Origin of the sequence: Kitasatospora sp. NPDC085895 (assembly GCF_040702125.1) — a bacterium.
Lineage (GTDB): Bacteria > Actinomycetota > Actinomycetes > Streptomycetales > Streptomycetaceae > Kitasatospora > Kitasatospora arboriphila.
Genome location: NZ_JBFBJY010000143.1, coordinates 1 through 11726, shown reverse-complemented (window position 1 = coordinate 11726; position 11726 = coordinate 1). Strand labels below are relative to the sequence as shown.

Here is an 11726-nt window from a genome sequence, read left to right as displayed (position 1 = left end):
ACGACGACGAGCACGATGGTGGCCACCGGCGAGAGCAGGCCGGCCGCCAGGGCGGCGATGCCGGGCTGGTAGCCGAGGGTCGAGAAGTAGTCCAGACCGGTCAGGCACATGACGCGCCACCAGCGCTGGCCGTGCTCCTCGGGCGCCTCGGCGTGCGGGCCGGGGTGCTGCTTCGCCCGGTCCGACAGCCCCTCCAGCAGCCACGCCCGCAGCCGGCTCGGTGCCGCGGGTGGAGGGGGGACCGGCGGGGAAGTTGTGGACACGGCAGACTCCGTCGAGGGCGCAAACGATCAAGCCGCCCGGTGGGCGGCCTCGCCAGAGTAGACAGCCGATTCATGGGCCTCTTTCGCCATCACGTACACATCGGCGCCCCGTCCTGGCACTACCGGTTGTGTCGGCCAACGGTTCGAGGACACTCGACGGTCGGATCGCCGGCGTCTGCCGGAGGGCGGCCGAAGCGCCTTCCACCGTCCGCCCAGAAGACGAAACCGCACGTCACCGCAGGTCCGGACGGCGCCGGAGGGCCCACTCGGATGCCCGGGCGGCCACCGTCGGCCGGCTTGTCCGACCACGCCGGGGCACTCGCCGACGCCGGGACGGCACGGATGGCCGCCCCGGGGCCCGCAGCGGCGGGCGGTCGAATCTTGACGGATCTTTAACGCCCCTGCAGGCGCCCTCCCACCCTGCAGGACAGCACCCCGGCGTCCTCGCACCCGATCACCGTCGTCGGGGACGAACCGGATGGTCGGCGGGCCCTCGCGCCCGGCAAACGCCGCTGCCACAGCCCGCTCCGCCGGACCGGCCGGCTGCGCCTGCCCTTCGGGTGTCAGCTCGCGTCGCGCCCACACCCCGCCCCGTCGCCCCGCGGAGGCGCCCGTCACACCGGGTAGCCGATCTCCGGCGGCTCCTGCCCCGGCTCCTCCGGGTCCGCCTCCCCCTCCGCAGGACAGACCGTGCCGTCCCATGGCACCGGTCCCCACGGTCAGGCTCGGCGGGCGTACGACGTGAGGCGGTCGGCGAGTGCGGCGACGAGGTCGCGGAGTTCGTCGGGGCGCTCGATGACGAACGGCCGGTCGAGTGAGGCGAGTACCGCCGGCAACCAGTCGAGCCTCTCCACCCTCATCTCGACGCGCAGCCAGCACTCGGTCGCCCGGTCCTCGCCGGCCGCGGACTCGTGCTCCTCCAGGCTCGCGAGACCGGCCGGAAGTCGGGCGCGGATCTGCTCGACCGTCCCGTGGATCCGCACGGTCACCTGATGCCGGTACTCGGCCGCGGCGAACCCCGACAGCACGCGCTGTGCCGGACCGGGGCCCACTGGCGCTTCGAACGAGCCGGGCAGGGTCCGCGCGTCCGCGATGCGATCGAGCCGGAAGGTCCGCTCCTCGCCGATCCGGGCGTCCTCACCCGTGACGTACCACCGGCCCCCGTGGGCGACGATCCCGTACGCGTGCAGCGTGCGCTCGCTACGCCGTCCGTCACGGTCGGTGTAGCGGATCGAGACCGGCCGGTGGTGGCGCACCGCATCGGCGATCGTGAGCAGCACCCCGGAGTCCGGGGTGTCGAACTCGGCGGGCCGCTCGGTGAAGGCGAGGGATTCCAGCAGTGTGTCGAGCCGGCGGGCGACGTGCTTGGGCAGCACCCGCCGGATCTTGGCCGATGCCGTCTCGCTCGCCGTCTGCTGCGTCGTCGTCGATCCTGCTCGGCGGCCGGCGACCAGGCCGAGCAGCACGGCCAGCGCCTCGTCGTCGCTGAGCATGAGCGGGGGCAGGCGGTACCCGGGGCCGAGCCGGTAGCCGCCGTACCGGCCGCGCACCGATTCCACCGGCACGTCGAGGTCGATCAGCTGGTCCACGTACCGGCGAACGGTGCGCCCTTCGACGCCGAGCCGGTCGGCGAGTTCGGCCACCGTCCGGGTGCCGCCCGACTGCAGCAGCTCCAGGAGTGTCAGTACGCGGCCGGTGGGTCGAGGCATGTTCGGCAGCCTAATGCGAATACAGGACCGATTCTGTCCACTATTTCTCCTAGCCTGCGACCTGCACGTGTCAGGCACGACCAAGGAGATTCCCATGGACTTCGTCTCGATCCGCATCATCACCGGTGACGTGGCGCGCCTCGTCGACTTCTACGAGCGAGCCACCGGGACACGGGCGACGTGGGCCACCGAGGACTTCGCCGAACTCAGGACCGTGGGCGCCACCCTCGCGATCGCCGGCACCCGCACCGTCCCGCTGTTCGCCCCGGGCTCTGCCCGCCCCGCGGACAACCACAGCGTGATCACCGAGTTCCTCGTCGACGACGTGGACCGCGTCCACCGGGACCTGAGCGGCTTCGTCACCGACTTCGTCACCGAGCCCACCACGATGCCGTGGGGCAACCGGTCCCTGCTGTTCCGCGACCCCGACGGCAACCTCGTCAACTTCTTCACCCCCGTCACCCCGGCGGCCGTCGCGAAGTTCGCACGCTGACCCCACGCACCGCCGCCCACACCTGACGGCCGCGCCGGGCGGTGATCCGGCCTGCTGCCTTCGCGGCGAGCGAGTGGACCCTCCGGCCGGCCTCGGGCAGGCGGGGCCGGCCGATGTGGGTCTGTGCGACGACGTCCACGGGTGATCAGGACGACCTGGTCACCGTCCGTCGACCGCCCGGTAGGTGCAGACGTTGACGCCGGTGCCGCTGGTGACGGTGGAGACCAGTTCGAGGGTGCGCTTGGCGCCGTCGGCCGGGAAGATCGACTTGCCGCCGCCGAGGAGCACCGGCATGACCATGAGCTTGAGCTCGTCGACCAGGCCCTCCGCGATCAGCGTGCGGGCGAGGGTCGGGCTGCCCATGACCAGCAGGTCGCCGCCCTCGGCCTTGTGCAGGCCGGCGATCCGGGAGACGGCCTCGGCGGCGGGGAGCAGCGTGGTGTTCGCCCACGTCAGGTCGGAGTCGCCGAGGGTGCCGCTGACCACGTACTTGGGGATGGCGTTCATACGGTCGGCGAACGGGTCGCCCGCGCGGTCGGGCCAGGCGGCGGCCATGGTCTGCCAGGTGCGGCGGCCGAAGAGCAGCGCGTCCGCGGTGCGCAGCGCCGCGTCGAAGGCGCCGCCCACCACATCCGGGTCGAAGAAGGGGTGCGACCAGCCGCCGTGGGCGAAGCCGCCGTCGGTGTCCTCCTGGGGGCCGCCGGGCGCCTGCACGACGCCGTCCAGGCTGATGAACTCGCTGACCACGATGCGCACGGTGCTCGATCCTCCGGGTGGGTCGGGACTCGGCCGGGGAGCCCCCGACCGCTCCGGCATCATGGCACCCGGCACCGACAATGCGGCGGAGGTGGCCGCCCGTCAGGTCGTGGTGCTGCCCCGGCGGTTGACCCTCCGGCCGGGCGTGCGACGGCTGGGTGGACGGCGGCCGGGTGCGTCAGCCGTACCAGGACGCCTCGGTCGGCCGGGCCCGCCGGGGCACCTCCCGCTCGGCCATCGGGACCCGGACCTCGCCCGCGACCAGCGCGCAGCTCGGGATGCCGGTGAACACGCCGGGCAGGGCGATCCGGACCTCGACGTGCCGGGGCGGGCTGGTCGGCAGGACGGCGATCAGCGTGCGCTCCCCGGGGTGGTGTCCGTGCACCCTCTCGAACGCGACCTCGCGCCCGTCCACCAGCACCTCCAGCTCCCGGACCCCGCCCAGGCGGACGCCCGCGGTCACCGAACAGCCGGCGTACTCGCAGTGGAAGTGGTACTCGCGGCCCATGTCCGCCTCCCGACGCTGCTGCGGGCGGTGTCGTGCCCGGTCACTCCATCCTGACACCGGGGCGGCGGGATCGGCAGGACGGGCGGTCCCGGGCGGGCAGGCGGCGGGCGATGCTCCGGACGGCGGATGCCGCTCCCCCGGAGGGAGCAGTGGCCGTGACCGTTCGGCCGTCACACCGTTGGCCGCACGGAGCACCGTTCGGGCACACCACCGTTCAAGGAGAGACCCATGCGAAAGTACGTCCGGACCGCCGTCGTCGGCGCCCTGCTGGGCGCGAGCGCGCTGACCGCCGTGCCGGCGGGGGCGGCCGGGAGCACCGCCTACCCGGAGCCCTCGAAGCAGGAGCACCTGTACGCGGTGCCGGTGGCGGGCATCACCGACGTCGGCGACCTCACCAAGCTGGCGCTGCTCGGCCACGACTTCGCCGGGCTGCTCGGCCACTGACGGGCCGGGGCTGCTGGTAGGGGCCGCCGGGCGGGGAACGGCCGGGCTGTCCGGGCTGTCCGGGCCGGCCGGGCTCACAGGTCGAGGACGACGTCCCGGTCGGGGCGGGCGCAGCAGATCAGCGCGTTGCCGGGGGCGGGGGCCTCGACCGGCTCGGGCCGGTGGACGACCGCGCCGTCGAGCAGGCGGGTCTCGCAGGTGCGGCAGACGCCGGTGCGGCAGGACCAGCGGACGGCGATGTCGCAGGCCTCGGCGAGTTCCAGCAGGGTGCCGTACTCGCTCTTCCACGGGACGGTGAGGCCGCTGCGGGTGAACGCCACGGCGGGGCCGTCGCCGGGGACGCCGGCGGGCGGGTGCGGGGCCGGGGTCCCGCCGGGAGCCGCGGCGATGCCGGGGGTGAGGCCGGCGGCGGTGCCGAACAGTTCGGTGCGGATCCGGTCGGGGGCGAGGCCCGCCGTGGTGAGCGCGGTGGTCAGGTCGGCCATGAAAGCGGCCGGGCCGCAGAGGTAGGCGTCGGCGTCGGCGGGCAGGCCGAGGCCGGCGACGAGTTCCGGGCCGAGGCGGCCGTGGTCGGTGTAGTGGGTGCCCTGCCGGTCCTGGGGGCGGGGGCGGCTGTAGCAGATCCGGGTGTGCGAGCGGGGCAGCCGTGCCAGCAGGTGGCGGGCCTCGGCGGCGAACGGGTGCTCGGTGCCGTCGCGGGCGCCGTGCAGCCACCACACCGGCCGGGTCGGCGCGGTGTCGGCGAGGGCGTGCAGCATGGCGAGGACGGGGGTCACGCCGACGCCTGCGGAGGCGAGCACGACCGGGGTGCGGCCGGGGGCGAGGATGAAGGCGCCGCGAGGTGCGGCGGTCTGCAGGGTGTCGCCGGTCCGCAGGCTGCGGTGGAGCCAGGCGCTGGCCGTCCCGTGGGTCTCCCGTTTGACGCTGATCCGGTACCGCTGGGCGCCGGGCGGGCCGGAGAGCGAGTAGCTGCGCAGCAGGGCGGGCTGCCCGGGGTCGGGGGCGAGCCGGACGGTGAGGTACTGGCCGGGGGCGGCGGCGGGCAGCGGGGCGCCGTCGGGGTCGGCGAGCCAGATGGAGAGGGTGCTGCGGCTCTCGATGGCGGTGGCGGCGACGGTGAGCGGGCGGAAGCCGTCCCAGGCGGGCCGCGGGTCGGTGCCGTCGGGGTTGAGGCCGGGGTTGCCGGCGCCGCCGGGTGTGTCGGCCTGCCGGAGGAGGGCGCGGAAGGAGCCCTGCCAGCCGGGGCTGAGGGCGGGGATCCGCAGCGCCGCGGCGATCCGTTCGCGCGGCCGTTCCGGCAGGTAGAGCAGGCCGTCGGCCTCGGCAACGGTCATCCGTTCGGGCCCGTCGGCGATCTTGACGATCTCCTGTCCGGCCTCGACCTCGCCCTCGGTGAGGACGCGGAGGTAGAAACCGGGTCGGCGGTGGGTGACGAGCAGGGCGGGCATCCGGGGCTCGTCCAGGCGCAGGCCGACCCGGTAGCAGGTGACCCGCGGCTGGGTGACCTCGAAGACGGCGCCGCCGATCCGGTAGCGGTCGCCGATGCAGACCTCGTCGTCGGGGAGGCCCTCCACGGTGAAGTTCTCGCCGAAGTGGCCGGGGGTGAGGTCGTCGCGGCCCAGGACCTGCTGCCAGTGCCGGTAGGAGTCGAGCTGGTAGACCATCACGGCGCGCATCTCGCCGCCGTGGCCGCCGAGGTCGCCCTGGCCGTCGCCGTCGAGGTTGAGCCGGCGGGCGGTGCGGGGACCGGTGACGGGGTGTTTCCAGATGCCGGTGCGGACGGTGCGGCCCTGCCAGGTGACGTCCTTCGGCAGGCCGACGTTGACGGAGATCAGGTGGGCCACGGTGCTCCGTCCCTCGTCACGGCCGTTCGAAGAGTTGCAGGACGCCGCCGACGGAGAAGCAGAGCGCGCCGGTGATGGTGCCCCAGTTGGCGATGTCGGCGTTGACCAGGCTACCGGTGGACGGCTTGGTGAAGGCGGCGAGCGCGGAGACCATGAACAGCACCGACCCGAGCTGGTTGACCGCCACGATCCACCAGCCGAGGTCGCGCGGCAGCACGCGCAGGCTGCCGTGGCAGACCTCGACGAACCCGAGGTGCCCGGAGACCAGGAACAGCACGCAGCCGATCACGTCGGGCGTCCAGATCAGCCGGTTGACCTGCTGGACGCTGAGGCCTTGCAGGAAGGAGTCCAGCAGGTTGACGGCGAAGACCAGGGTGCCGGCGAACAGCACGAAGGCGCTCAGCCAGTCGACCCGCATCGGCTCGTAGCGCCACCACCGCCAGCGGCGGGTGACCAGGGCGCCTGCGCCGCCGGCGACGTGCCGCGGCGCGTTGATCACCTGGAGCAGGGTGACGTAACCGCCGGTGTTGAAGCACAGCCCGCCGACGAAGTAGATGACGGCGCTGGTGGTGGCCTCGCCGGAGCCGAACTGGGCGACGGAGGCACCGGCCGCGAAGAGCGCCCCGCCGAGCACGAAGGCGACGGAGGCGACGGTGTTCAGCCGGCGCAGCCGGGCGACGGAGACCTCGTCCGCCCGGGCGTGCCGGACGGCGCCGCCGCCGGGTACCCGGACGGCGAGCAGGCCGCGGCGCCGGGCGGGGCGCGACTCCCAGACGGCGGTGCCGCCTTCGGGGAGCGCCCAGGTGACCCTGGTGGTGAACGGTCCGGCGCCCTCGGCGCGCGGCGCGGCGGGCCCCGGCCGCTCCGGCCGGTCGGTCGGCTCCGGCTGCTGGGGCTGCTCGGGCTGTTCCACGGGCCGAGCGTAGACCGGAGGGCGGAGCGTGCCGGCGGCGCAACGCCGGGGCGTCAGGGGGTGACGATCGCGAATCCGGGGTCGGGCGCGGAGAGGTATCCGAGCAGTTCGACGAGCACCGCCGGGTCGCCGTCGAGGGTGGCGCGGCCCTGCTCGGCGAGCCGCTCCAGGGACTCCGTGCCGAGCAGCACCGCGCGCAGGTCCGACTCGTCCAGGGTGAGGTCGAGCCGGGCGGGCGGGGCCGCCGGCCGGGCCCGTTCACGTGGGTGAGGACGCCGTTGTGCAGCCGCACCGTCACGGGCGGACGGTCGGCGCCGAGGTGGAGGCGGAGCGTGAGGTCGGCGTGCCGGCTGCGCGGGCCGTCGATCCGGATGGCGAGGGAGTCGAGGAGTTGGTCGAGGGTGAGTGCGGCGACCAGGTCGGGCGAGTCGGCGGTGGTCGGGGTGCCGACGGGGCCGTGCCGGAGTTCGTGGGCGCCGGTGAGGTAGAAGTTCCGCCAGGTGCCGTTCTCGCTGGGTCGGCAGCGGTGCCGGGGAATCCGCGGCGCTCGTCGGCGAGGTCCTGGTCGTCGTCGAAGGGCAGGCCGTGCAGGGCGCCCGTGTTGGCGGCGGCAACGGCGGCCGATGCCTCCTGCTGCTGGTCCGGGGCCATGGCGGGTCCTTCCGTGCGGTCCTCGGCTGCGACGGATCCACGGACCGGACCCGGGCGTGACGCGGTCGCTGCCACCCCTCTCCGGCCCCGGCCCGCCGCCATGGGGGGCGGCCCGAACGGAGCAGTGGCCCGCGGGGGGACGGTTCAGGTGCCCCACGCGCCCCTGAAGGGCTGCCCGAGTGCCCTCGGGCCAGGCGTGCCGGCTGAGTACGGGTACTCAGGTCCGGTGCGGCGGCGGCTTGGCAGGATGTCCGGGTACTGCTGCCCGAAGAGACCGGAGACCCCGTGAAGCGCCTCGCCCCGGCCACCGCCGCCGTCACCGCCGTGCTGCTGGCGGCGGGCTGCGGCTCCGTCCGGGCGGGTGGTGCCGGGGGCGGCGCCGCTGCCCCGGCCTCGGCGGCGACATCGGCATCGGCGTCAGGGCGGTCCGCGGCGGACGTGACGGCACAGGTACTGGCCGAGCACGACCGGCGGTACCCGGAGGTGGCCGCGGGCTGCGCCGGCGCTCGGACGGCCACGGCCGTGCCCACCCCCTCGGCGAGCCGGGCGCCGGCCGACCCGGAGGGGTCCAAGTACGCGGAGAACCACGCCTTCCGGCAGACCGCACCGGTCGACGCCGCCCAGCAGTGCCGGGGCGACGCCCACGCGGCCAGGATCCTGGCCGCGCTCACCGGGAACGGGCGGCAGCCCGACGAGGCGGCGGTCCGTCAGGTGCTGGAGCGGCTCGGCTACCCGCGGGACGCCGTCCAGGTCCGGCGGGACGGCGGCGCCGCCGGGTTCTCGCTGTTCGTCCCCGGGGCCGGGCCGTGCATCAGCGGCCGGTTGGCTTCCCCGCCGGAGGTCGAGGTGCACGGCCCGTACGTGGAGGGCGGCTGCACCGAACCGAAGGGCGGACACTGAGCGTCCGAAGCGCGGACACCGGGCCGCCGCGGGGCGGGCGGCGCCGGGCGTCACAGGGCGGCACTAGGCTGCACGGAGATCATCGGGCCTCAGGGGGAGGAACGGCATGGGCACCGACGGGGACGCGGCGCGGGTGCGCGACGCACTGCTGGCGCTGCACGGGACGGACGGCGTGGAGCTGCTCGACGGCTTCACCGACGCGGAGATGGACGGCTGGCCCGTCCCCGTGCCGGAGGCCGTGCGGACGGTGCTCCGCGCGGTCGGCGGCGTCCGCGCGGACGACGAGGAGCACGAGTTCGGGCCGCGCCGGCTGCGGCCGTCCTCGTTCGCCGGCGGCCACTGGGAGGTCGGCAGCCACCTCGCCACCGAGCACACGGTGTACGTCGCGGTCGGCGACCCGGACGCCTCCGACTGGGGGCCGGTGGTGGCGGTCCGCCCGTTCGACGACCCGGAGGCCGTGGTCGAGGCCGCCCGCTTCGCGGACTGGCTGCGGGCCCTCGCGGTGCGGCTCACCGACCCGGACGCCGACGGGCTGCTGCGCCGGGCGAGCGCAGCGGTCGACGCGGTGCCCAGCGTCGCCGCCGCCGAGGGTCCGGACGCCGCTCTCGCCGCCCTGGTCGGCCGCGGCGACCAGCTCGCCGACGTCGCGGACCTGCGCGACCTGCCCGCCCTCCCCTGCCGGATCGACTTCGAGCCGTACTACACCTACGCCCACAACACCGCCGACACCGGCAGCAGCGAGCTGCGGTTCGAGATGCTGGGTGGCGGCCGGGCGCTGCTGGTGCGCTCCGTGGTCAGCGGCGACTTCCTCGGCCGGCCGGTGCGCCGCCACGCCGTGCCGGCCGACGCGGGCCGACGGGCGGTCGCCGAGCTGCGGGCCCTCGCCGCCGAACACCCGGCGTCCGTGGTGCTCGAACCGGGCTGCACCGACGCCGAGATGGACGGCTGGCCCGTCCCGGTGCCGCCGGAGGTGCGGACGGTGCTGCGCGCGATCGGCGGCGTCGCGGTGGCCGGGCTGCCGGTCCTGCGGCTGCGGCCCGGCGGCCCCGAGCACGAGGTCGACCCGGAGGTGCACCGGATGCTCGGCGGCGACGGCAGCTACTGGCCGATCGCCCGGGCGGCGTACGGGCGGCAGCACGCGATCGCCCAGGTCCGGATCGATCCCGGCACCGGGGAGTGGGGCTACGCCGTGTCGGTGACCGGCGACGCGGGGCTGCTGCGCGAGTACCCGGAGCTGACGCTGCTCGGCGAGTCGCTCGCGGACCTGCTGCTGACGGTGGCCCGGATCGCCCGCAGGGCCGCCGGGGCCCGGGACTCCGCCCGCGCCGCGGCCGCTTCCGCGCCCTGGTTCTTCCCCAACACCGGCGAGGCCTGGATCCTCCCGGAGCCGGTCGGCGAGTGGTCCGCGGAGGAGGACGCCCTGCGGGCGGCCGCCGCGGACCTGCCGGAGGGCAGCTTCGCGGGCGACCTGCGGACCGCGCCGGCCCCCGGCGACCTCTGCTTCTACCGCGCCGACGACTGGCCGTACCGGGCCCGCCTCGACCGGCTGGTCTTCCTCGGCGCCGGCCGCATCGTCGCGGCCGTTCCGGAGGCGGCGTCCTCCTGACGGAAGGCCGCCGACGGGCGGACGGTGGCACCTCTGACCACCGGTCACCACCGGTGCCGCGTCCGCCTGGTGGACGTGCCTTGCCCGGCGGGTGATCGGCTCGGCAGGATGACCGCCATGGCCTCCCACGCGTACCTGTGCCGTCGACTGCACGTCGACCTGGCGTACGCCTGCTCGGCGGCCTGTCACCGCGCCGCCTGACCGCGAGCCCCGCCCCGGAGACGGCTTCCGGGTCGCCCTCGGACGTTCCCCGGCGCGCCCGCCCGACCTCCGGGCCCATCGCCCCCGTGCTCCGCGCTGCCCTGCCGGGCCTGCGCGCCGTCCGGGCGGGCGAGCCGCAGCCCTGCACGCCCACCTCCTGGACGGAGCCCTCAGCCATGCGCCTCGCGCTGCCCGCCCGCGCCGCCGTGATCGCCGCGGCCACCCTGCTCGTCCTGACCGCGGCCGCACCCCCCGCCGACGGTGCCGCCGACGGTCTCGGGCCGCTGCCGCCGCACAACCCGTACGCGGGTCCCGACGGCACCGCCACCATGCACGGGGACACCGGATCATCGGACGCCACCCCGCTGCCCGGCCCCGGCGCCGGGCCGCTCACCTCCCGCCGGGTCGCCCTCGCCTCGGCCTGCCCGACCGTGCTCGTCGGCTCCGACGGGTACCCGGTCGCCCTCTGCACGCCGATCCTCGGCCAGGTGCCGACCGTCCACCTGCTCGCCCCCGCCACCGGCGACTCGGTCGCCGAATTCGCCGTCGCCAAGGGCTCACTGCTCGGCGGCGTGTACGCATACCTGGACCAGCTGGACCGCCTGGTGCTGGTGGACGGCGAGCGTTCGCTGCTGCGGATCGGCCACCGGCGCACCGCCGCGGGCGGCCCGGAGCTGTACGTCGCGAGCTCACTCGCCCTGGCCGGCGCCGTCCCGGAGGGCGACTCGGTCACCGGGGTCTCCCCCGACTGGCAGGGCCGGGTCTGGTTCGCCACCGCCGGCGGGGTCGTCGGCACCGCGGACGACCGCACCGGCCGGGTCCGCAGCGTCTCCCTGCCGGCCGGCGAGCGGATCGCCAACTCGATCTCCACCGCGCCGGGCGGCACCGCCGTCGCCACCGACCACGCCACCTACCTGCTGACCGCCGACGCGGACGGCACCCCGCGGATCGCCTGGCGGCAGCCGTACGACCGCGGGCCGGGCCGCAAGCCCGGCCAGCTCAGCCCGGGCACCGGCTCCACCCCGACCTTCTTCGGACCGGCGACCGGCACCGACTACCTCACCGTGGTGGACAACGCGGCCCCGACGGTGAACCTGCTGGTGTACCGCGCCTCGACCGGCGCCCCGGTCTGCTCCGTGCCTGTGCTGCGAGCGGGCGGCAGCGGCAGCGAGAACTCCCCCGTCGCCGCCGGGAACTCCGTCTTCGTCGCCTCCACCTACGGCTACCCCTACCCGAAGCTGCCGGAGGGGGCCGGCGCCTCGGTGCCCGCCTCGGGCGACTTCACCGGCGGGCTCTCCCGGGTGGACGTCCGGGCGGACGGCTCCGGCTGCGACCTGGTGTGGGACTGTGAGACTGATGGTGCTCCGCATGGGCTCGTGGCCTGACCCGGTGTGTGACTGACCAAGGTGTCTCTCAGTTGATCTGTCGGCCACGGTCC

Annotated in this window: 11 protein-coding genes and 2 pseudogenes; 5 read left to right on the top strand and 8 right to left on the bottom strand. The window is 75.4% G+C overall.

From position 1 onward, the window contains the following. Positions 1–263: pseudogene (locus AB0442_RS40250) on the bottom strand (amino acid transporter); the annotation flags it as partial. A 719-nt stretch (positions 264–982) separates the two neighbouring features. Next, on the bottom strand, positions 983–1972 hold the full coding sequence (locus AB0442_RS40245) for a YafY family protein (protein WP_366168482.1): 990 nt from the start codon (positions 1970–1972) through the stop codon (positions 983–985). Between the two features lie 94 nt (positions 1973–2066). Here AB0442_RS40245 and AB0442_RS40240 point away from each other — a divergent pair, with 94 nt between their 5' ends. Further along, complete coding sequence (locus tag AB0442_RS40240) at positions 2067–2465, top strand: VOC family protein (RefSeq protein ID WP_366168481.1); 399 nt, start codon at positions 2067–2069, stop codon at positions 2463–2465. A 159-nt stretch (positions 2466–2624) separates the two neighbouring features. Here the strand turns inward: AB0442_RS40240 and AB0442_RS40235 are convergent, their stop codons facing one another. Both AB0442_RS40235 and AB0442_RS40230 read right to left on the bottom strand, forming a co-directional pair. Next, positions 2625–3221 carry a dihydrofolate reductase family protein gene (locus AB0442_RS40235; protein ID WP_366168480.1) on the bottom strand — a complete coding sequence of 199 codons (597 nt, stop codon included), beginning with the start codon at positions 3219–3221 and terminating at the stop codon, positions 2625–2627. A 178-nt stretch (positions 3222–3399) separates the two neighbouring features. Next, a complete protein-coding gene (locus AB0442_RS40230) occupies positions 3400–3729 on the bottom strand; it encodes a hypothetical protein (RefSeq protein ID WP_366168479.1) in 330 nt (109 codons plus the stop codon). Between the two features lie 228 nt (positions 3730–3957). Between AB0442_RS40230 and AB0442_RS40225 the strand changes: the two genes are divergently transcribed. Further along, positions 3958–4173 (top strand): hypothetical protein, encoded by a 216-nt coding sequence (locus AB0442_RS40225; RefSeq protein ID WP_366168478.1) that lies wholly within the window; start codon positions 3958–3960, stop codon positions 4171–4173. Between the two features lie 74 nt (positions 4174–4247). On the opposite strand, the gene AB0442_RS40220 is transcribed toward AB0442_RS40225, so the two are convergent. The 4 genes and pseudogenes from AB0442_RS40220 to AB0442_RS40205 all read right to left on the bottom strand — a co-directional run. Then, positions 4248–6017: an MOSC and FAD-binding oxidoreductase domain-containing protein gene (locus AB0442_RS40220; RefSeq protein WP_366168477.1), complete on the bottom strand. Its 1770-nt coding sequence runs from the start codon at positions 6015–6017 to the stop codon at positions 4248–4250. A 16-nt stretch (positions 6018–6033) separates the two neighbouring features. Continuing rightward, the gene (locus AB0442_RS40215; protein ID WP_366168476.1) at positions 6034–6930 is read right to left on the bottom strand and encodes a hypothetical protein; all 897 of its coding nucleotides are present in this window, start codon (positions 6928–6930) and stop codon (positions 6034–6036) included. 53 nt (positions 6931–6983) lie between these two features. Next, the gene (locus AB0442_RS40210; protein ID WP_366168475.1) at positions 6984–7121 is read right to left on the bottom strand and encodes an alkyl sulfatase C-terminal domain-containing protein; all 138 of its coding nucleotides are present in this window, start codon (positions 7119–7121) and stop codon (positions 6984–6986) included. Between the two features lie 125 nt (positions 7122–7246). Further along, positions 7247–7738: pseudogene (locus AB0442_RS40205) on the bottom strand (alkyl sulfatase C-terminal domain-containing protein); the annotation flags it as partial. A gap of 128 nt (positions 7739–7866) precedes the next feature. Between AB0442_RS40205 and AB0442_RS40200 the strand changes: the two are divergent. The 3 genes from AB0442_RS40200 (at position 7867) to AB0442_RS40190 (ending at position 11673) form a co-directional block, all read left to right on the top strand. Next, on the top strand, positions 7867–8481 hold the full coding sequence (locus AB0442_RS40200; protein WP_366168474.1) for a hypothetical protein: 615 nt from the start codon (positions 7867–7869) through the stop codon (positions 8479–8481). A gap of 106 nt (positions 8482–8587) precedes the next feature. Continuing rightward, positions 8588–10087, top strand: a complete 1500-nt coding sequence (locus tag AB0442_RS40195; protein WP_366168473.1) for a hypothetical protein — start codon at positions 8588–8590, stop codon at positions 10085–10087. A gap of 377 nt (positions 10088–10464) precedes the next feature. Continuing rightward, positions 10465–11673, top strand: coding sequence for a hypothetical protein (locus AB0442_RS40190; RefSeq protein ID WP_366168483.1), 1209 nt, complete (start codon positions 10465–10467; stop codon positions 11671–11673). The last annotated feature ends 53 nt before the right edge of the window (positions 11674–11726 follow it).